The following is a 19,809-nucleotide window of genomic DNA, read 5'->3' on the forward strand; positions in this document are numbered from 1 at the left end:
TTGAAGCTTTCGGATATAGAGAGATTGATGAAACTGCTTGGCGAGTCGGATCTCGCCGAGGTTGAGATTCAATACGGCTGGCGGAAAAAAATTCGCCTGAGCAAATTCGCTGGCCAGGTAAGAGTTGAGCAAATACCAGTTTCGCCCGCTTTAACTTCTCGCGAGACACAAACGACGCATCCGGTTGATACAAAGATGACAGAAAAGCAAGAGTCTGTTGAGGCGCCGAAAAGAGCGGCCAATCTGATTGCCATAACCTCGCCGATGGTCGGCACATTCTACCGCGCGCCAGCTCCTGACGCTCCTCCCTATACCGAGGTCGGAGAAATGGTCAAGCCCGGAACCGTTGTCTGCATAGTGGAAGCCATGAAGCTCATGAACGAGATACAGTCGGATGTATCGGGCAAGGTTGTCGAGATACTTGTGGCGAACGAAACGCCAGTAGAGTACGGTCAGGAACTCTTCCTTATAGAACCGATGTAATATGTTTACAAAGGTTCTTATCGCAAACCGCGGAGAAATAGCCGTCCGAATCATACGCGCGTGCAAGGAGCTCGGCATTGGAACGGTTGCCGTCTACTCCCAGGCCGATTCTGAAGCCCTGCATGCCCGTCTTGCCGACGAAGCCGTATGCATAGGACCACCTCTTGCGTCCGAAAGCTACCTTAAAGTCACCAATCTCATAAGCGCTGCTGAAGTTTCCGGCTGCGAGGCGGTTCATCCAGGATACGGTTTTCTTGCAGAAAATGCGCGCTTTGCCCAGGCTGTTTCGGAGTCAGGGCTTACATTCATAGGACCGACTCCCGACAATATTACAAAGATGGGCGATAAAAGTCTTGCCAAGCAGACGATGCGCGCCGCAAGAATTCCGGTCATACCGGGTTCGGAAAAGGACGTAAAATCCGTCGCTGAGGCTAAGAAACTTGCGTCGGAGTATGGATATCCGGTGCTCTTAAAGGCCGCCGCAGGAGGAGGGGGAAAGGGTATGAGACTCGCGAGGGACGAGAAGGAGCTTGAAGCCGGCTACAAGATGGCAAAAGCCGAAGCCAAAGCCGCCTTCGGGGACGACAGGCTCTATCTTGAAAAATATATCGAGAAGCCTCGGCACGTTGAGATTCAGATTATTGCGGATTCTTTTGCTAACATCGTTCATCTGGCCGAGCGCGAATGCTCCATCCAGCGCCGCCACCAGAAGCTTATTGAGGAGTCGCCATCGCCTGCCGTAAACGAGGCGCTCCGAAAAAGGATGGGCGAATCGGCTGTTGCGGCTGCAAAGACCATAGGGTATCAGAGCGCAGGGACAATAGAGTTCCTTCTGGATGCGTCAGGAAACTTCTACTTCATGGAGATGAATACGAGGATTCAGGTCGAGCATCCGGTTACCGAGATGATCTCTGGATACGACCTCCTAAAGGAACAGATACGGGTTGCTGCAGGAGAAAAGCTTTCCGTAACGAAGGATGTCTTAAAACCTTACGGTCACGCAATCGAGTGCCGCATAAACGCGGAGGATCCTGACCGGGACTTCATGCCCACTCCGGGCAAGATAACGTTCCTGCACCTTCCTGGCGGTCCTGGCGTCAGGGTTGACACCCACATCTTTGCCGACTACAAGATTCCGCCTAACTACGATTCTCTCATCGCCAAGGTGATAGCATGGGGAGAAACGAGGGCCGAGGCAATCGTACGCATGCGCCGGGCGCTCGAGGAGTTCTACATCGAAGGCGTCAAGACGACCATCCCCTTCCACCTGAAGGTTCTGGACGATACGGAGTTCCAGAAGGGCAACTTGCATACGAGCTTCATCCCCGAGATGGCGGAACGGCTGAAGGTTTCCGAAGATAAGTAATACGTCATACCATATCAGGATATCCTGTTCTTCAACATCTGGAGAATAAAGGGCAAGCCCCTTGACAACCCTTTTTTTCAGCCTAAATTTATAGTATAAGCCATCCGAGGAGGTGGTTTTATGAAAAACATACGTCGTCTTACAGGTGTTTTTGTTGTCACAGGAGTGGCGTTATCGATAACTGCTGCGTTTGCAACTGGTACGGTGTCTTCACAGGTAATCGATGGTGTCGCTTACGTTTATCATACGGACGCCAACTGGAACTGCTGTCCGGATACGGTCATGGAGATAGTGCCGAATTCGGACTCGGCGGACATAATAGACATCTTTGAACACGACCTGGGCACTCACCCATGCAAATGCATGTGCTACTTCGACTTCACCCATAAGCTCGAGGGGCTTGCTCCCGGATACTACACGGCAAGGGTCTGGGAGGTCTTCCGGGATAACGAACCTGAACCGGCTGGAACTACAACTTTCACGATACCTTTCCAGACAGGCAGCCTGTCCTTTTCTTCGGACATGAGCAGCTGCCACGATGAACCGGGAATAGAAGAAGGTATCCACCTTCAGACCAAGGCATCCATCGAGTCTGCATCCCCCTTTGCTGCTCAATCAGTAGAAATATGTTTTACTATAGAAGCCGAGAGTCAAATTATACTTGCGATTTACAACTCCGCCGGCATAAAGGTTCGCGATCTTTATGGCGGCGTTCAAGACGCAGGAATGCACTTTGCCGGATGGGATGCTTGTGACAATCACGGAAACAAGGTTCCCAGAGGAACATACTTTGTGATTCTTGGGATTGGGAATAATATACACACACTACCTCTAATCGTTTTAAGGTAGTTTAAAAAAGGAGAGTACTATGAGGTCTTTTAAGGTCTTAGCGCTCTGTTTATTTGCGGGAATCCCGGTTTCTTCTCTGTTTGCGTCTGGAACCGTATGGTCAGAGGTCGTCAATAATGTCGCCTATATTCATCACGATAAGGCGGAGTTCAACTGCTGTCCGGATATGGTATTCGAGATGGAAAAGAATGGCAACTTCATTGACATCTATGAAAAGGATAAGTGCACAAATCCCTGTCTCTGCGATTGCGAGTTCGACTTCACCCACAAGCTCGAAGGTCTCGAGCCCGGCACTTACACCGCAAAGGTGTGGGAGTCTTCGCAGTGCGACGATAAGTACAGCCTTTCTGGCTCGACCGTTTTCAAGATAGAAGCCAAAACCGATCTTCCTAGCAATCAGAGTCTGATGAGCGAATGCGGCGGATGGACCGGCACGGGCGAGCATCCGTTTCCGGAGATGCCGTGGCTTTCCTCTGAAAGGATTGTTATAAACGATGTAAAGATAGAATACATGCTTCCCGAGAACGCGTCTCCGGAGATTACAATCTATAACATTCTTGGTGTAAAGATAAGGTTTTTTTCGCCCGGGCCGCAGTCTCAGGGAATCCATTCTTTTAACTGGGATACACGCGACGATAAAGGAATTGCGATGCCGAAAGGAGTGTACTTCGTTAGGCTCGAGGTTTTGGGCTTTGCAAGAAGCCTGCCCCTTGTTGTCTTACGGTAGGAGGATTGAAACATATCCTGGATTAAAGGAGGAAGAATGAAGCTTAAGGTATTACTGGCATGTACGATAGCGCTGACAGGCGCTGCATCGGCCGCTTACGGGTCGGGCACAGTATGGTCAGACGTCAAGGATAATGTTGCATACGTGCATCACGACAAAGCGGAGTTTAACTGCTGCCCGGACATGTTTTACGATATCGAAATCGCAGGGAAGATTGTAAACATATATGAAAAAGACCTCTGCACTCACCCCTGTGATTGCAACTGCGAATTCGATTTCGTGCACAAGCTCGAAGGCCTTGAAGCGGGCGCATACACCGCAAAGGTCTGGGAAGCAAGCTGCGACAACAACTACAGTCTTGCAGGAACCACCATCTTTAACATCCCGGAAGAGATTCCGCAGGCGAACAACACAAGCATAATGAGCGAATGCGGAGGCTGGACGGGCGCCTGGGATGATCTTTTCCCGGATGACATAAAGCTTTCGGCAAACACGCCTGTTCTTAATGATGTGACAATCAGCTACATCCTTTCTGATGTTTCGCAGGTTTCGCTGATAATATACGACGCGGCGGGCAGAGAGGTAAGGAAGCTTGACGCAGGGACACAAACGGCAGGCAAGCATGAGCAAGTATGGGATACGCGAGACAACACAGGAGCAAGGGTGCAAAGAGGCGTTTATTTTATAATGCTATATGCAGGAGGAAGCATTAGAACCCTTCCATTGCTTGTGTTGAAGTAACGGCTCGACGAGTAAAGGAGGGGTAAGACGAGAAAAAATATGCACTATCCCTGATTTTATTGTTTGCGGTTTCTGGTTTAATGCATTTACAGGCATCAGGAACTGTGTGGTCAGAGGTCATGGATAATGGTGCATACGTGCATCACGACGACTCCGAGTTCAACTGCTGCAATGATTTCTTAATCTGGTCAGAGCATGATTCCAGCGATTATAAACATCTACGAACTTGACTCCTTACACGGCTGCAGCTGCACATGTTTTTACGATTTCACTCACGAATTTACCGGTCTAAAACCGGGTTCGTACACGGCAAAGGTCTGGGAAGTTCCTTACGAGACTTATAAACTTGCAGGTACAACCGAATTCGTGATCCCCGTTCAGAGGGGCTCGCCATCCACAACCAGTTCAAAAGGACCCTGTCACTGGTTTCCGGGAGTTGCGGAACAAGAAGCATCTTATGGCATCGAGTTTAAGAATTTATCCTTCTCGCCGGTGGAGATTTCTTTCACCATGCCGGAGCCAACAAGCGTCACCGTCTCCATCTTTGATGTTGCAGGCAGGACGGTACGCACTCTTACGGAAGGCTACAAGGGAAGCGGAGAGCATGCACTGACATGGAATTCTCAAGATGAGACAGGAAAGTTCGTACCTAAAGGAGTATACCACGTGCGATTGACTATACCCAAATTCTCGAAAAACCCTCTCTTTGGTAATTCTGCGCTAGCTGAGTATCGGTTTTGTGGATAAGGTGAGGAAAATGTGTGGATAAATCGGAAATTACTCCTTGCAAGTAGACCATTTGCAGCCCCTTGACAAGCGCCTTATTTTTGTTTACAATATATGGTAAACATAAGGAGTAGCATGTGAGATTACCTAACCCGAAGATGAAGATTTTCGAGTTCATACAGGAGTTTGCGGCCGACAGAGGCTATCCGCCGTCAATCCGCGATATAGCAAAAGGTCTCGGCTACCAGAGTACGAAAGCCATTAAGATTCATCTCGACGATCTTGCCCGTGACGGCGTAATCAAGCGTCAGCCGGGAAGAGCGCGCGCTATACAGGTCGAACCATGGGGCATACCGATTCTAGGACGTGTTCCGGCAGGTACGCCTAATCTTGCGGTACAGGATGTTGAAGAGATATTCTCCGCCACCCGCTGGAGACGCTCTTTCATGCTTCGGGTCAAGGGCGATTCGATGATTAACGCCGGGATTATGGAAGGCGATCTTGTTGTTGTGGACCCTCGCCAGCAAGCGAAACCCGGCGATATAATCGTTGCAAGACTTTACGACGAAGCAACCGTTAAAAGACTGATTATGCACGAAGACGCCTACGCTTTGAAACCCGAGAATCCTGCATATGAGCTCATCAAGGATCATTTCGACGTCGTCGGCAAGGTTGTAGGCGTCATCAGGGAATACGTTTAGAAAATTACTCATAGGTCTCTGAGTAGAAGGCCCCCTCCGGGGGCGAGGGAGGGATAAGGGGGAGGGAACCTTGATGATTGACAAGCCTCTTATTTAAAAATAGTACGGCCTTAGGAGGACCCAAAGGTGAAGGCCGCCTTGACGGCCTTTTTCATCAATTTCCTATTGGGATGGTGGTATTTAGTCCAGTTTTCCGACAACCTTCTCGACCGCTTCGAGTATCTCGCCCGAGCGGACAGCCTCGGCCATCGCGTTGTTGTCGTCGAACAACGGCCTGTCTTCATCGAGATGAGCAACGTGCTTGCGGATCGCATTGTACGCGGCTTTGGATGCGGGTCCGGGCTCGGCGTCGCGGAAGTCGAACGCCTGCGCGGCCGCGATGAGCTCGATGCCCAGAACGCCGTAAGCGTTGTCTAGTATCTGACGGGTCTTTAAGGCTGTTGTCATTCCCATCGAGACAAAGTCCTCCTGGTCGGCGGCTGAGGGGATTGAGCCGTTTGCCGCCGGATGCGAGAGAACCCGCTGCTCGTTGACGAGCTGGCAGGCCGTGTACTGCGAAAGCATGAGGCCTGAGAACATGCCGCCGCCGCGCGTGAGAAAGCCGGGAAGGCCAGCAGACAGCGCCGGATTCATGAGCCGGTTAAGCCGGCGCTCCGATAGAACGCAGACCGTCGAGACGGCGAGACCCAAAGCCTCCAGCGCGAAAGCCAATGGCGTGCCCTGGAAGTTGGCGCCCGTGATAACCTCTTTATCGTCCGGGAAGAAAAGGGGATTGTCGCCGACGCCGTTCAGCTCGATTTCGTACATCTCGCGAGCGAAGCGCCACGAATCCCTTGCCGCGCCCGCAACCTGGGGCGTCGAGCGAAGACTGTATGCGTCTTGAACGCGCTTGCCCTTGCGTTCGAGGAGTTTTGAGCCCTGCATAAGCTTGCGCAGATTGGCCGCTACCGTCACTGCGCCGGGGTATCCGCGCGCCTTGTGAAGACGCTCGTCAAGGCACTTGGTGTTGATGTTGAGGGCCTCCATGGTCATGGCGGATGCGATGTCGTGCATCTTGAGCCAGCGCATGGTCTCGGGGAGCATTATGCAGCCCCAGCCGTTGATGACGTTGGAGCCGTTGATGGTCGCCAGGCCGTCGCGCGCCTCATACTTGATGGTTGGAACCTTTGCACGCTTCATAGCCTCCGCGCCCGGGAGCCGCTCGCCCTTGTAGAACGCCTCGCCCTCGCCCATGAGAACGAGAGCCATCTGGCCCATCGGCGAGAGGTCCCCGCACGCGCCCACTGAGCCGCGCTTGCACATCACGGGATGCACGCCTGCATTGAGCATTGCCGCAAGCGTCTCTACGATAACGGGGCGGCAGCCCGAAAGCCCGTTGCACAGGACATTTATTCGCGTCGCTATTGCCGCACGTACAACCTCCTCAGGCATCGGCTCGCCTATGCCTGCCGCATGCGAATAGATTAAATAGCGCTGGTAAGCCTGGGTCTGTTCTGGCGTCAGAACGACCTCCGAAAACTCGCCAATTCCCGTTGTAACCCCGTACATAATCTCCCTTTTCTCAATCTTCTCCTCGCACATGGCCCGGCAGCGCTTGATTCGCTCCCACGCCTCGGAAGCGATCTCGACTTTCTCGAAACCCCTTGCAACGCGTTCTATATCTTCAATCTTCAAGTTCTTGCCTGAGAAAACAACAGCCATAATTCTCCTTTCATTAGAGGGATAATGTGAATTTTCCATGAGCATACCTTAAAGGCGCAAAAAGTCAAGCAGGCGGCGCCACTCAGAGGAACGCAGGATATCTCTTCGTGTTGCCCCTGCTCGCTTCACACTCTTTTTGCGTAAAAAAACAGTTATTTAAGGTATAGTATTGACAAATTAAAGAAGTCGAGTATTATGCGTCTTAGCGAAAAAGATTTAAAAAAAATTGTTTTTTTGTGATCTTGAATATTCGCACAGGAGTCCAAAGGAGGAAAACAATAAAACGGCTTTGCTAAAGCCAAGGAGGAGTAATGCGAAAATCATTCGCATCACTTTTCGCCGTTCTAGCCCTTGCAGGCTCGGCTTACGGTGTGCTCGTGAACGAGACCATAATCATACACCAGGACAAATTCGAAAAAGGCGCGACTGACCTTCACTTCATCGCCTACCAGTCCGAACCCGGCATATACATCAAGGATTGGAAGGTCACCACGAATCCGCCGTTCCCCTCCATCGCCGGCTGGCTTGACGACTACCCCATTGGCGACGGCGACCCTCACTGCGTGCACGTTGACTGCTGGGGAACCGTTATCCCTTACTGCACAATGGTGACCATTGACGTCAAACTCGAACTCACCGACTACAACAAGATTATCATTGACAGCATCCTGTGGACGTACGATGAAAAACCCGAAGACCCGGATAACCCGGTTGACACCGTTGACTCCGAGGTGCCTGGCCAGGGTTTTGAGGTCGACTATATCGACGAAGCGGGCAATTCCACCTACATATTCCGCAACACGAGCGAGGAGCCCGTAATAGTCAGGGACTTTCGCTACGCCCGCAACCAGAAGGAACCCATCCCCGGTCCGAAGCTATTTGAATGGCAGGGCTGGACGGATAAGGAACCCGATTTCGTGGTAGAACCCGGTGGAAAATACATCATTCCATTGAAGGACATGAAACCCGGTCTCTACTTCTTTGCGCGCTACGATCTCTATAAGCCGGGCAACACGAAAAACGGAGACGTGCTTGTAGCCAAGGGTACGCAGGTACACGAGGACCAGACAAAGCCCGGCAAGGTTATGGGCATAAAGGAATCCGGCCTCCTGCCCGATGTCAAGTTTATCGACGTCAACTCCTATCCTGAGTATTCGGAGATTCGCTACCAGCTGCCCAAGTCCACCATCGCGAACGTTACTTTATATTCGGTGACCGGAGAGAAGGTGGTTACCCTCGTAAACGAACGCAAGTCTGCAGGCGCCTACACCATCCACTGGGACGGAACCGATGCGAACGGCAGGCGCGTTTCAGCTGGCCTTTACATCTGCAAGCTTTCAGCGGATGGAATCGAAGCATCCGAAAAGATGGTTCGCGTAAAATAAAGTCTACACCATAGCCTGGTTCCTTATACATGAAGGCCCTCTCTGTTCCAAGCAGGGAGGGCGCCTCTATTGGGAAAGCTCCAAACCCGTATCTTATGAGAACAACTATTGACTATTCTCAACTTTGAAGTAGACTTTTTATCAAAACCAGGGAGTCAGTATGACAAGATTCTTACCGCTGCTGCTTTTGGCGGCATTCTCATTACAGGCTGAGGAGCTAGTGAAAGTTACACGGGATCCAAGACCGAATCCCGATTACGTTTCTTACGCTGAATGGCGCGCTGAGAATCCCCTCATGGGCGCTCTTAAGACCGGTCCGGTAATAGTCCGCAAGGCGGCATCCGCAAGAACTGAGGCCCTAGCCGACAAAGGTCTCGTTGCCCTTGTAGTCGCTGAATATCTTAAATTGCCGCTCAAGGACGACATCGATCAATGGATATACGACGCTGAAGCCCGCGGTTTTATCATCGAAATGAGCAACTACTCGAATGAAGGAACTGTTGAAGACCTTAAGAAATATCTCAAGACTTTGCGTACAGAGGGGCTAGTGGGCGCCGTGCTCGTGGGCAATCTGCCTGCTGCATGGTTCCAGGTCTGCGACGACTGGGGCGCTGACGGCGGATTCAACCCGCCGGACGACTGGTACGAGGAGTTTCCTACCGATCTTTTTCTTGCCGATCTTGACGGAAAATGGGAGGACGATTCCTTGCACGTTGGAGACGCATCCAATCCGATGACGGAGGGAACAGACGGCATATACGACTCTCATTCGGGCAACAAAGGCGCGGATATATGGGTCTCGCGCATAGACGCTTCCCACATCAAGCTCGAGGAGGAGATTGCACTATATCATGAATACTTCTCGCGTGTCCACAAGTACAGGCAAGCGGAGCTCACCTACCCATCGAAAGGGTATTTCTATATCGACAACGACTGGCGGGACGGCTTTTACGACAACAAGATGACCCTTGTCTGCGACGTTGTAGACGAAATACGCGACACCAATCTTACCTGCGCGACCGACTACAAGAACCGGCTCGCCGAAGACGGTCTTTTCATGGCGGTATGCGTGCATTCATCTCCCGATGCCCACTATTTTGTGGCGCCCAACAACCCGGATTACGATATGCTTCAAAGCTGGCTTCTTCCGTCTCTCGCGCCTAAATACGGATTCTATAATCTTTTTGCCTGCTCCAACTGCCGGTGGGTTGAAAAGAACTGCATGGGAAGCATGTATCATTTCTTCGGCTCAGGGTTAGCCTCAATCGGCTCGACCAAGACAGGCTCCATGCTCAACTTTGACGTGTTCAACTCCGTTCTCGGTTCGGGCGCAACCTGGGGCGACGCCTGGCGCGAACTAACGAATTTCTGGATCTCGGATAACGACTATTATCCGAAAGTGCAGTGGGCGCGCTCCTGGTTTATGGGACTCTGCATACTCGGCGACGGCACCCTTGATATGAAGGAACAAAAACCCGTTGCGATTGCCGAGGCTCCACTGAATCAACCCATTTCGCTTGAAGTAACGCCCTTTGCACGAGAAGCCGTTGAGCTGCGCTTCAGTTTGTCGAATGAATCCCTTGTAAGAATAGATATATACGACGCTTCAGGACGGTTGGTTGCGGGTCTCTCGAACGGAATCATGGGTTCGGGAACGCACATGTTTGCATGGAGACCAGACAATGCGTCTCAGGGTGTTTACTTTGCAAGATTGGATGCTAACGGACAGTCAGCCGTTCGCAAAATTACTATAATAAGATAGCTAAAAGCGTTATCGGATATCTGAAAGACTGAGTCTTCGACTCAAGCACTCAGTCAACCTTGACGATTTTTACGACCGTGCGTTCTTCGTCCTTGGCAAAGTAGGTGCCTGCCGGGAGGTTGGAGATGCTCACCCTGCCTTCGCTTAAGACATTCTCCATCACCCTGCCCGATGCGTCAACCACCGCGCTTGCGCCCGGCGCAGAGACGTAAGGTCCTCTGGAGATAACGGCGGACGGCAGAAAGGGCGGCAGAACCGGAGGCAGCTCGAGAACGCCGGAAGCGCTGTCCGGCAGGAAGATGAGGGCTTGAAGACGACCGTATTGGCATTGCCCTAACTCATTCAACGTTCTAAATTTCAATAAGATTGTATGTTCACCTTCATTCGTCAAGTGTATAAAAACCTGATCCAAAGGCATCATATTAGCATCTACGTTATAACGTATTGAATTTCTTACTGTGTCTCCGTCAAGTAAAAGATACCCAATTCCTCTTTTTTGAGCACCCCCTGATGCAACCAGAATCTGACAAGTTGTATCAAGGGAAAACTCCAGCTTTAAGATAGTTGTATCTATATTCTCTGCACCGGGTGCAATCACAGCATCTTGGTAAGCTTCAAGTAAAATTGATTGTCCTCCAAAGAGCAAGCCTCCAAACACTAATAACAAAAGCGCAACCTTCCGCATAGGGTTCTCCTTTTTTAAGGTTAACGTTCTATTTTAAGTTACTTGGAAGGTTTGTCAAGACCAAATTACCTACCATCCAACAGTTCCTAATGAACCTTTGGATTTTCCTGAAACACGACCCTGTTTGATAAAAGAAGCATACTCAATTATCTCTGAATTGTAAAGTTCTCTGCTCAAATGTCTTAACTCATCCAAGCCATCGCCCTCATTCCCACCTATAGACACAATGGGTATTTCACTAGTTACTTCTGGTGCTACGCTACCTTCAATAGTTAGCTCTAGGTCACCACCCAAGTATACACTCATCGATAAGTTGTAGTAGGCACTAGATGAAAATGGTATTCTACCCATCTGGCATGTAATCTGGATAAGATACCAGACTCCCGTTTCTAACTCTGTGTTACCTGCAATAGCTGTTGTCTGTGGTACTTTTCCTTCAAGTCTATCATTCTTAATAGAAACACTAAAAACATTACTTGAGTAGTTCAAAAGTTCATGGTCCGTTGACGGGTTACTACAATACCAAAGGAACTGGAATGAATTCCGACCTAGAGGCCAGTTGGCGTAAAAATTAATAGGCTGCCCTGCTGAAACCTTTTTCAGCGCGGGTCTGTTAAAGAAGCCTGTATCGTACCACCCCCAGCCTGTAGGCAAAGTTACCTGCTGACCTGAAACCCCGGGGAAGCTTTTTATTATCGAGTCCTTGCCTTCGTTGCATGGGAAGTAGAAGAAAAGTCCGGGCGTGCCTGCGGCTTGTTCGCCTGAAAAGTGGTCCGAATAGCCTCCGCCCGCAATCCGCCACTGTATTGCCTCAACGAAAGGCTTTGACGTCGGCAGGACAAGCGTGCCGTGCTCGTCGGTCGTAGTTGCGCCAAGGTAGGCGCCCGAAATCTGGTCCCACATCTCCACATTGATTGCCGCAAGCCGCTTCCCGCGCACCATATCTGAAAGCTCCTCGATGTTTTTTGGAGGGTTCGCATCGTAAAAGGCGCTCATGTCGCGCAGACGAACCACTTGCTTTGAAGGGTATTCGTTCTTGAAGCTTACGGTCCCGACACGAACCACCTCAACGGTGCGCGTTGTCGAGCCGAGTATGTCCTTGAGCGACTCCGATTCCGGCGGAAGCGACTTGTATGTGCGCACCTTTTCGTTCTGGAGAGCGCCAGAATCCGTATCTCCAGTGATGAGTATCGGATGTACGACCTCATCAGCGGTACCCGTATCAGATAATACGCACCCAACGCCAACAATTCCGACTTCCTCTTCCGAGGTCCCGGAGTCGCCAATACCGTATATGTTATTGACGTTTACATCGTCGGCGCCGCTTCCAGAATCGGAAAGGTTGAGAACGTAATCGACTTCAATCCAGAACTCCGTCACGCGGATTTCCGTGCTTGCGCCGACGCCTACGGACCTCGCTCCCGCTTCAAGATCATCAACATCGCTCCATGTCCAATCCATACCGGTTTCAGGATTGGTTGTAAGCTCGTCTGAATAGTTGCTTAGAGTGGTCGTCAGTGTCCAGGACGTTGCCCCGTCTCGATCACGACCTCCAATTACCCAAAGGTTGACCACCACCGCAGTTCCTGCGCCGACCTTTGCGGCGGTCATGCAGGCTTTAACCGATTTTATGGCGCCCATTTCGGATGTTACTGATGGATCAGCTAGATTCTCGCTCTCCTTTACGTTGGAAGCGGATGTAGAGACGCCGGTTAAAGGGTTCAGGTCGGAGGTGCTCCCGTAATGGGTAACGCCTCCGTAAACCGACCAGTTCTGGAAAGTGCCCGCAGAGTTGGGCCGAAGCGTCAGTACAGGCATAAGCGCCTCAGGAAAGCGTGATGGTCAGTTCAAGTTCCCATATCTGGCCCGATGGTTTGGCGCCCTGCGATGATACCTTGCGGTTTAGGTTTTTGCCGGCGTCCGATGATGCGTTAACGACCGTGAACTCTTTCCAGTCGTAGTTGGCGTCCGATGTCCCGAATGTCGAGCGGAAAACAACCTTCTGATCGGCGCCATAGACGGGATAGCCGGAGTTCATCGCCTTGTATGTCTTATTCGTTGATGCCTGGAGTCCGGTCTGAGTTGCCGTCGCCGCGGTGTCCGAATCGCCCACCCCAAGGTAGGCGTTTGAGTTATCGTATTTTGTTCCGCCGGTGCCTGCCGCAAGCTTCCAGAGCTCGTCTATGCCTTCGTTAAGGAGCAGGTTTCCGGAAAAGATATCGACTTCATAGGCTTCGATTTGTTTGAAGGCGGCTTCGTCCCTGTATTTCAGAATCCGCCAGGTGCAGTTTTCCTGGATATTTTCATGCATTGAACTCATTATCTCTCCTTTTTTTAATTGATTATTCGCTGTCCTCATGATACTCAACTGTATATCTGAGGTTGAAGTCCTGTTCGCCGGATGTGCTTATTATCGAAATCGCCATCGCCGAGTCGGTTATACGGAAATCGGCAATCGGCTTGCTGACCCAGCCGCGTGCACCGACAGTGGTTTCGTCTCCGGAGCCGCCTATCTGAATCTTGCGTCCGGACGTGTAATCCTGGCTTGCGCCGTGAACGTAAACCTCGAAGTTAGTCTGCGGAGCATTCGTCGGATTAAAGAGCGCAATGGAGTCCACCCATATGGGATTCGGCAGCTTCTGGACGTCCGCTGTCTCTTCCTCAGTGGTACCGACGTCTGACTCGATTATTGGGTTCGTAAAAGCCTTTCGGTTGCGAAGACGCGAAACGCCTCCTGCGAATATCTGACCGTGAGCCGTGTAGTCGGGTTTAATGACCCTGTCGACACCCGCACAGCGCATTACTATGCGGTGCCTCAGCGCCCTTGCCGCAACCTTTACGACGTTCCCCGGCGGTATATCGAGCTTTGCCACCTGTTCAGCCGTGCGGAACGTTGCGTGAGTGGGATCGTCAAAGCTCGGTTCGGGCACCGTTGCGGCTTCCTTTCCGTAGGTGTAGCATATCTCGTAAGCCTCAGGCGCTTTCGCCCCCGTGGGCTGAGGTATGGCGACCTCAACTCCTCCGTCGACAGGAGTCGCCGCTAGATAACTCGTCTCAGTCTGCCAGCAGAAGATAAGGTCCTGACCAACAATGAAGTCGTGTTCCGCCCACTTCGTGAAGTTCTCGCCCGAGATCATGGAGGCGACCTTGAGCCTGTACTTGCCGCCGACGTTGAGGCCCTTGGCCGTTACAACCGGACTCGTTGGCGAATGCCTGATCCCGTAATCAACGTAATTCATCCCGTAAGCGGCATGAATTATCTCGTCGGTCTCGAATGGCGAAGCCTCAAGACGGTATTTTTCGGCGTAAGGGCACACGAAATACTCAGCCGTTGAGGCGTCCGGAAGATTATCCTCACAAACTACGTAGTTTGAGCCTGAATCGGTAATTTTGGAGAACCAGCTTTCGTCGGATTTAACCAGATAGTAATAACCAGGAGGAGACTGAATCCAGAGGTCATCGACCCATGCCGTGCAGCCTGATTGCGTAGGCATGGTAAAGCTGCATTTTTTGAGATTCGTCGTATCGCGCTGTCCCTGCCCCCAGTCGCCTATCCAGACTTTGACGTCAGCCAATGGCGTACCTGATTTCAGGTTGACTCGTTCGAGCGTTAATGCGTTCACAGCGGCGGTCGTGCGTCCAAAACCCTCAAGAAGAACAGTCTCTACACCCTCCCATGAAGAGCCTGCGCGAGTTCCGTGAAGGATGATAGGCATTGGGATATTTCTGCCCTTGGGCAAATCAGGCAGCTCGGGCGTCGAACCCGGCGGCTGAGGCGCACCCGGCGTCTCAGAGATTCCCGGCACCATTGACTGCGCGACGAGCTTGCAAGTGATGTTGAGTCTCTGAGCAATATCAACCGTTATGGCTCCGGCGCCCGTCTGCCTGCAGTTAGCGAGCGCTACCTTATTGGAAGGCAGACTCGATACCACGGAGAGACTAAAAGAATCCGACTTCCTTGTATTATATGATGTCCCGGTCCTGTGCGCGGGTCTTGGAGTTGTTGTGGCGTATGAATGGTCAAGGATTATATAGTTGCCGCCTCCGGAAGTATCGGTAAGTGTTACGATTTGCGCCTCCCCTACCGTAATTCGCTTACCTTCGGAGTCGTAAGCCCATCCCGGTGCAATCTGCACTTTGTGTTCAGTTTGATTATAGGCTGTAACATCTAAGCCTTCACCGATGCAGGGGAGGCATCCAAAGTCCTTCGCTATCTGCAAAAGATCCTCATCTTGACCGTTCTGATCCGCTATGAAATCATCCGGAAAAAGCCGGTCATCCGGTACATTTGAGTCATTTCTGTTGAATCTTGCGCTCATTAACGCCTCCTTAAAAAACAAGCATGGAGGGATTGACAGATGTGCAATAGTCTTTGCGGTATGGAATCATTTTAAACCCCCTTTTTAATTATATTTGTTTTACAATTCTCTGCATTTTATTTTGTCAGCTTGTTAAGCTGGACCTGATGGATATTGTTTTTATTTGCACATATTGAAGAAAGTTAACAAAATTGTCCTTATTTCTGCTCCATACGTAATCATAATCTTCCATATTACAGAACAAACAAAAATCGCTTGACATGTGTAGGTTTTGAACTAAAATTTTCTTATGGTTTGTGTTAGGATGTGAATTAGTGCATCCAGAAAGGAGAGCTACAATGGCTAGACCGCGATCTGGCGAACCCCGTAACAAGCTTCTTGCGATACGCGTGACTGATGAGTTATGGGAAACCCTCGACAGAACCTGGCATTCGATATGTGCCAACGGAGAAAGAATAACAAAGGAAGAATTCCTCTCCCGGCTGCTCAAGGTCGGTCTTGAGGGCCACAAGTCCTCTGGGGCGTAACACAGAGTTTTTTTTAGATACGGGAGAGTTTCTGAGGTAGCAAGGCTAACCATATCGCTCACCCTACCTCTTTAATCAAAGTGTAGACGCCCGACACCGGGCCGGTTACGATAAGTGACCGGCTCGGGCCGAACTTGATATTGCTGACCGCTTGGGCAACGGAGTTGATTTGCGATTCATTGAGTCCTGCTGGAACGACAAGAAGAAAGTCTGCGAGATTATTCCAGGCTACCCATGTTGACCATGGAGAGGATTCCTCGTCCCATCCAAGCGGCCAATCAGGGGAAAGAGCCCAGAGAGGGATTATGGATGGATGCTGGCTGATGATTTCGAAGACCCTATCCATGAACGCCTTTACGGTCAGGGATGCTGTAAAGTCCCGGAGTTCTGCAAGGAGTCTTGATCTGTAGCTTGCATCGACCTCGCCCGGACTTCGGGGAAGTTCAAGAGTTTCACCCCAGGAGTCTAGGTCTTCACCGGATGCGTAAGGGATGAAACAAGCATCGTATACCGGATTGAGACCGTCGGATACGAACTCCTTGGTTGAATAGTACCCCGTGTAATCCGCGAAAACGCCTTCACCTTCTTTGGGCGCAGAATGGAAAGTAATTGCATAGATACCGCGAACGTAGTCGATGGTGCCGGAACCGCCCTCCGGTGAAGTTAAGGTGCCGTCAGAGTTGTCTGAGAGCGTTTCCGTTGTATCGCCAATTACAACAGCGTGGATTATAAGAGATCCCGGCTTAACACCTTGATGCGTCAATGTCCCTGAGAATGTCTTTTTCTCAGAGGACGCGCCTTGACCAATCTCTTCATCTTCGATTTCCTCCTCGAGCCTCTCACCGAGTTCGCTCCTTATCGTTGAAAGAAGCTTCCGCAGAGGCGATTCCTCTTCAAGGTCCCTGAAGGTTTTACGGTTGAGGAGTACGTTGAAAGCGTATTTAAATCTGCCCATGACTCTGCTTTCCTTTAGCGGTTACGCTTGAGTAGGTGAGACGCTTGTTATCTTTACCTCTGCGCCCACGACGTTGTTTTCGTCCTGATCGAAGAAGTCCTGAATCTCAGCGACCATATCCTCGTAAACGGCGCCGCCGTTGTAGGAAACCAACACATCCACAGTGTTGGGCCCGCGCTCGCGCATCGAAACCGAAGCGTCCGTTACAAAATCCTTGAAGTTAGAGAGTATGACCGACCGGTACCAGGTTTTAGTTCCCTTTCCTTTCTGGCGGTACATGGCAAGAACGTTCTGACGGGCAACCTCGGTATCAAGAGAATCTGTCCATTCAAGACCCCAAAGCTCGTAATAGCGGCGAAGTGTTGTGCGATCCGAATACTGCGCCCAGAGATCAAGGTACATCATCTTGAGCCTGTCCCAGAGCATCGATATCGCTGCAGCAACGACTGTAAGGATGGAGCGCACCACGCCGCGAGTGCGCCAGTTTGTTATCTGGGGAGCTTCATTCTGAAGCTGCGTCTTCATGTCGTTGTAGCATTCATTCGCGGTTTTAAAGTGCATGCTCATTAAAACCTCCCTGAAGTTTTTTTAAGGTTTCTGACCGACTTAATGAACAATCGAACATAATTTACTTCTTGATGGTAAGAGATATCTCTTTTGGTCTGAGGCGCGATTTGGGCAAGACCTTGCACGTAAAACCTGCCCCGGTCAGAGTTATGTTATACCGACCCTCGACAAGTCTGTCCTCACGCTCAAGAGGTTCTCTTATAGCATTATAAAGATCGGCGACAACGATACCGGACATGGGCATATTGACGAACTCAGGCAGCCTTGAACCTACAGTGAACTCGAGCGCCCAGTCGTAGTACTGCGTCCAGAGCTCGCTTAGGAGATCCTGTTTCAGGCATTCCTCGCCTTCAAGAAGCGCTATATCCCCTTCCTCCACGATTACGCCGAGTATTCGGCCGTCATCTTTATCAACGACCAGTTTGATGTCTCGACCCAGATCAATCATCTAAACCCCCTGCAACGATTCGGGATTGCTCTATTGAAAGATGGAATCATCGCGGCCTCCTTTTTTAATCCGTAAAAACGACCTTTGAAAGCAGGCCAGGAAGCGCAGGAGCCTGAAGGGGTGGCAGACTACCGCCGTGGGTGTGCGTGGAAAGCCAGGAAACGAGAGAGTCGCCCCAGATTACCGGATGCGGAGCCGTCTTCCCGAGCTTGATTAGAGGGGACTTTATCTGCTTGGAGATGTCTGCCTCCTCAACAGAAGTCTTCTTAACCTTGATGTCGATTGCGCCCGCTGTTTGAATAAGAATATTGTCTTTGTTGTCAATCTCTATCCACAGATTCTCGCCTTTCTTGAGAATCATTCTTTCCCAGCGCTGGCATGCAGCTATTGTCGGTCTTCCATCCACCCATTCGACAATGACCTCCGTATCCTTTTCGGGAACGATTATGACTCCAAGGTCTTTATGGTCTTCTCCGTTCATCACCCTTAAGGGCATAGGTACGTGCTGAAGCAAAGCTTCGGACTCCTTCTCAGGCGCTACGTCGCACCAGAAGCCCTTGAGTCTCTCAGGCATTGCCCATCCCGCAGGTGTTGTCTGTTGGCAAGCTACCACGGTGCCAATTATGGCGTCGTCAAGCCCTTTATCTGAAAGCTCCTGAATTATTTTTTTTAGTTCACTCATTTTTTTCTCACAGTTAAGTTTTATCCGGCGGTTTGCGAACGTCTACGGTCATCCTGAAGCCTCCTGCAGGGGAGTAGTTAAAAGTCACGGCTTTTGCCTCATAGAACGAGTTTATCTCAGGCCTTTCTGCCGATTCAAGCCTGAAGAGATACGAATGCTTCAGTTTCGGATTCCCGAATGTCGTAAAGCTTCCCGTGTACTGGGCGGAATTCAACTGATTGAGCCTTTCCTGCGCCCTTCTCAGCGCCTCTTCCTCATTAAGAGCCTTGCTCGACTGGAATTCGTAGTGCGCGGTAAAACTCATATCCTGCTCTCCGCACTCTTCGCCGACTAAAACCGCTTCCTTTTCCACGGATTTAGAAGTGAATCTTCTGTCTATCAGGCTGCAAACGACTCTTCTGTAGGGTTTCTCGTTCTGATAGTCGAGATTGGATGCCGAGATGATGTTCCCCCATGGAAAAAAAGGCGTCAGCGAATCGTCTTTGCGATTTTCTTCTACTCTCCCTGCGCCGATTCGATATAAAAATACCGGCGGTTTTGCTTCATCCTCAGGCAGGTATCCTCTTTGAAATGGAAACTGCGGTCCGAAATACACTTTTTTGCCTCCGGGGATAAAAAAATGAACCCATTCCGTATCCTGCGAAAGCCTCTCCATCGCCTGGGCTACCGTCTGTTTCCTGAGATCAAGACCTGTTGTTTGCCAGTCGCCTTCCTTTTTGGGAGCAGGTATGTACGGTTCAAGTCCCGCTTTTCTTAGAATAGCATCTGCAATCTCGCTGTACCACATTGGCGCCGAGTCCGTGCCGTACTTATCGAGAACGTAATTGTGCTTCGCTTTCCTGAAGTTATCTTCGGCTTTGACGACAAGCGGAAGGTCGGGCGATACCCATGAGATCAGACCAGTAAAAACGGGCTCAAGTTCTACCCTTTCGCCGATATATCCGAATGATATCTCTATCTCGTCGTTCGGAGCAATCTTAACGTCTAAATTATTCCCGTTTTCGTCCTTAGTCATTGGCTTCGTGATAGTTGGAATACTTACTTCCGCCGTATCGCATGGCTTCTCGGATGACTGGTTTACAGTTATTTGAGAAACGGCTTTGACGTAGTATGATGCTCCGCGATTGCCCTTTTTGTCGATATTGGTTATCTTTACTTGAAAGGCTGGCAAAAGCACCGGCATGT

At 50.6% G+C, this 19,809-nt stretch carries 20 protein-coding genes; 10 read left to right on the forward strand and 10 right to left on the reverse strand.

Annotated elements, in window-relative coordinates; translation table 11 throughout:
* The 7 genes from accB to lexA all read left to right on the forward strand — a co-directional run bounded on the left by accB (position 1) and on the right by lexA (position 5,593).
* Positions 1 to 483 (forward strand): acetyl-CoA carboxylase biotin carboxyl carrier protein, encoded by a 483-nt coding sequence (gene accB / locus GX441_10315; GenBank protein ID NLI99036.1) that lies wholly within the window; start codon positions 1 to 3, stop codon positions 481 to 483.
* A gap of 1 nt (position 484) precedes the next feature.
* Positions 485 to 1,849, forward strand: coding sequence for an acetyl-CoA carboxylase biotin carboxylase subunit (gene accC, locus GX441_10320; GenBank protein ID NLI99037.1), 1,365 nt, complete (start codon positions 485 to 487; stop codon positions 1,847 to 1,849).
* A 120-nt stretch (positions 1,850 to 1,969) separates the two neighbouring features.
* Positions 1,970 to 2,698, forward strand: a complete 729-nt coding sequence (locus GX441_10325; protein ID NLI99038.1) for a hypothetical protein — start codon at positions 1,970 to 1,972, stop codon at positions 2,696 to 2,698.
* 19 nt (positions 2,699 to 2,717) lie between these two features.
* On the forward strand, positions 2,718 to 3,425 hold the full coding sequence (locus tag GX441_10330; protein NLI99039.1) for a T9SS type A sorting domain-containing protein: 708 nt from the start codon (positions 2,718 to 2,720) through the stop codon (positions 3,423 to 3,425).
* Positions 3,426 to 3,461: 36 nt separating this feature from the next.
* Positions 3,462 to 4,166 (forward strand): T9SS type A sorting domain-containing protein, encoded by a 705-nt coding sequence (locus tag GX441_10335; protein ID NLI99040.1) that lies wholly within the window; start codon positions 3,462 to 3,464, stop codon positions 4,164 to 4,166.
* Positions 4,167 to 4,361: 195 nt separating this feature from the next.
* Positions 4,362 to 4,913, forward strand: a complete 552-nt coding sequence (locus tag GX441_10340) for a hypothetical protein (GenBank protein NLI99041.1) — start codon at positions 4,362 to 4,364, stop codon at positions 4,911 to 4,913.
* A gap of 116 nt (positions 4,914 to 5,029) precedes the next feature.
* Positions 5,030 to 5,593: a transcriptional repressor LexA gene (gene lexA / locus GX441_10345; protein ID NLI99042.1), complete on the forward strand. Its 564-nt coding sequence runs from the start codon at positions 5,030 to 5,032 to the stop codon at positions 5,591 to 5,593.
* A 180-nt stretch (positions 5,594 to 5,773) separates the two neighbouring features.
* Here lexA and GX441_10350 read toward each other — a convergent pair whose 3' ends face one another.
* Positions 5,774 to 7,294, reverse strand: a complete 1,521-nt coding sequence (locus tag GX441_10350; protein NLI99043.1) for a histidine ammonia-lyase — start codon at positions 7,292 to 7,294, stop codon at positions 5,774 to 5,776.
* A gap of 311 nt (positions 7,295 to 7,605) precedes the next feature.
* On the opposite strand from GX441_10350, the gene GX441_10355 reads away from it, so the two are divergent.
* Both GX441_10355 and GX441_10360 read left to right on the forward strand, forming a co-directional pair.
* Positions 7,606 to 8,679, forward strand: coding sequence for a T9SS type A sorting domain-containing protein (locus GX441_10355; GenBank protein NLI99044.1), 1,074 nt, complete (start codon positions 7,606 to 7,608; stop codon positions 8,677 to 8,679).
* A 160-nt stretch (positions 8,680 to 8,839) separates the two neighbouring features.
* Entirely contained in the window at positions 8,840 to 10,441 is a 1,602-nt protein-coding gene (locus tag GX441_10360) for a T9SS type A sorting domain-containing protein (protein NLI99045.1), read from the forward strand.
* A gap of 49 nt (positions 10,442 to 10,490) precedes the next feature.
* On the opposite strand, the gene GX441_10365 is transcribed toward GX441_10360, so the two are convergent.
* From GX441_10365 to GX441_10380, 4 genes are all read right to left on the reverse strand, one after another.
* Positions 10,491 to 10,802 (reverse strand): T9SS type A sorting domain-containing protein, encoded by a 312-nt coding sequence (locus GX441_10365; protein NLI99046.1) that lies wholly within the window; start codon positions 10,800 to 10,802, stop codon positions 10,491 to 10,493.
* A gap of 393 nt (positions 10,803 to 11,195) precedes the next feature.
* Positions 11,196 to 12,944 (reverse strand): hypothetical protein, encoded by a 1,749-nt coding sequence (locus tag GX441_10370; protein NLI99047.1) that lies wholly within the window; start codon positions 12,942 to 12,944, stop codon positions 11,196 to 11,198.
* A gap of 7 nt (positions 12,945 to 12,951) precedes the next feature.
* Entirely contained in the window at positions 12,952 to 13,446 is a 495-nt protein-coding gene (locus GX441_10375; protein NLI99048.1) for a hypothetical protein, read from the reverse strand.
* A 22-nt stretch (positions 13,447 to 13,468) separates the two neighbouring features.
* Positions 13,469 to 15,445 carry a hypothetical protein gene (locus GX441_10380; GenBank protein NLI99049.1) on the reverse strand — a complete coding sequence of 659 codons (1,977 nt, stop codon included), beginning with the start codon at positions 15,443 to 15,445 and terminating at the stop codon, positions 13,469 to 13,471.
* Between the two features lie 338 nt (positions 15,446 to 15,783).
* Here GX441_10380 and GX441_10385 point away from each other — a divergent pair, with 338 nt between their 5' ends.
* Positions 15,784 to 15,972: a hypothetical protein gene (locus tag GX441_10385; protein ID NLI99050.1), complete on the forward strand. Its 189-nt coding sequence runs from the start codon at positions 15,784 to 15,786 to the stop codon at positions 15,970 to 15,972.
* Between the two features lie 58 nt (positions 15,973 to 16,030).
* Here GX441_10385 and GX441_10390 read toward each other — a convergent pair whose 3' ends face one another.
* The 5 genes from GX441_10390 to GX441_10410 all read right to left on the reverse strand — a co-directional run bounded on the left by GX441_10390 (position 16,031) and on the right by GX441_10410 (position 19,807).
* A complete protein-coding gene (locus tag GX441_10390) occupies positions 16,031 to 16,927 on the reverse strand; it encodes a hypothetical protein (protein ID NLI99051.1) in 897 nt (298 codons plus the stop codon).
* 21 nt (positions 16,928 to 16,948) lie between these two features.
* Positions 16,949 to 17,494 carry a hypothetical protein gene (locus tag GX441_10395; protein ID NLI99052.1) on the reverse strand — a complete coding sequence of 182 codons (546 nt, stop codon included), beginning with the start codon at positions 17,492 to 17,494 and terminating at the stop codon, positions 16,949 to 16,951.
* 61 nt (positions 17,495 to 17,555) lie between these two features.
* Complete coding sequence (locus GX441_10400) at positions 17,556 to 17,942, reverse strand: hypothetical protein (GenBank protein ID NLI99053.1); 387 nt, start codon at positions 17,940 to 17,942, stop codon at positions 17,556 to 17,558.
* A gap of 64 nt (positions 17,943 to 18,006) precedes the next feature.
* Entirely contained in the window at positions 18,007 to 18,624 is a 618-nt protein-coding gene (locus GX441_10405) for a hypothetical protein (protein NLI99054.1), read from the reverse strand.
* Between the two features lie 13 nt (positions 18,625 to 18,637).
* On the reverse strand, positions 18,638 to 19,807 hold the full coding sequence (locus GX441_10410) for a hypothetical protein (GenBank protein ID NLI99055.1): 1,170 nt from the start codon (positions 19,805 to 19,807) through the stop codon (positions 18,638 to 18,640).
* Positions 19,808 to 19,809 lie beyond the last annotated feature (2 nt).

This window comes from bacterium, from assembly GCA_012517375.1.
Classification (GTDB): domain Bacteria; phylum Hydrothermota; class Tepidihabitantia; order B3-TA06; family B3-TA06; genus JAAYVC01.

Excerpts from the sequence above, each read along its gene's own strand:
- accC (NLI99037.1), top strand. The coding sequence starts at position 485 with ATGTTTACAAAGGTTCTTATCGCAAACCGCGGAGAAATAGCCGTCCGA.
- GX441_10325 (NLI99038.1), top strand. The coding sequence starts at position 1,970 with ATGAAAAACATACGTCGTCTTACAGGTGTTTTTGTTGTCACAGGAGTG.
- GX441_10330 (NLI99039.1), top strand. The coding sequence starts at position 2,718 with ATGAGGTCTTTTAAGGTCTTAGCGCTCTGTTTATTTGCGGGAATCCCG.
- GX441_10335 (NLI99040.1), top strand. The coding sequence starts at position 3,462 with ATGAAGCTTAAGGTATTACTGGCATGTACGATAGCGCTGACAGGCGCT.
- GX441_10340 (NLI99041.1), top strand. The coding sequence starts at position 4,362 with ATGATTCCAGCGATTATAAACATCTACGAACTTGACTCCTTACACGGC.
- GX441_10350 (NLI99043.1), bottom strand. The coding sequence starts at position 7,294 with ATGGCTGTTGTTTTCTCAGGCAAGAACTTGAAGATTGAAGATATAGAA.
- GX441_10355 (NLI99044.1), top strand. The coding sequence starts at position 7,606 with ATGCGAAAATCATTCGCATCACTTTTCGCCGTTCTAGCCCTTGCAGGC.
- GX441_10360 (NLI99045.1), top strand. The coding sequence starts at position 8,840 with ATGACAAGATTCTTACCGCTGCTGCTTTTGGCGGCATTCTCATTACAG.
- GX441_10370 (NLI99047.1), bottom strand. The coding sequence starts at position 12,944 with ATGCCTGTACTGACGCTTCGGCCCAACTCTGCGGGCACTTTCCAGAAC.
- GX441_10375 (NLI99048.1), bottom strand. The coding sequence starts at position 13,446 with ATGAGTTCAATGCATGAAAATATCCAGGAAAACTGCACCTGGCGGATT.
- GX441_10380 (NLI99049.1), bottom strand. The coding sequence starts at position 15,445 with ATGAGCGCAAGATTCAACAGAAATGACTCAAATGTACCGGATGACCGG.
- GX441_10385 (NLI99050.1), top strand. The coding sequence starts at position 15,784 with ATGGCTAGACCGCGATCTGGCGAACCCCGTAACAAGCTTCTTGCGATA.
- GX441_10390 (NLI99051.1), bottom strand. The coding sequence starts at position 16,927 with ATGGGCAGATTTAAATACGCTTTCAACGTACTCCTCAACCGTAAAACC.
- GX441_10395 (NLI99052.1), bottom strand. The coding sequence starts at position 17,494 with ATGAGCATGCACTTTAAAACCGCGAATGAATGCTACAACGACATGAAG.
- GX441_10400 (NLI99053.1), bottom strand. The coding sequence starts at position 17,942 with ATGATTGATCTGGGTCGAGACATCAAACTGGTCGTTGATAAAGATGAC.
- GX441_10405 (NLI99054.1), bottom strand. The coding sequence starts at position 18,624 with ATGAGTGAACTAAAAAAAATAATTCAGGAGCTTTCAGATAAAGGGCTT.
- GX441_10410 (NLI99055.1), bottom strand. The coding sequence starts at position 19,807 with ATGCCGGTGCTTTTGCCAGCCTTTCAAGTAAAGATAACCAATATCGAC.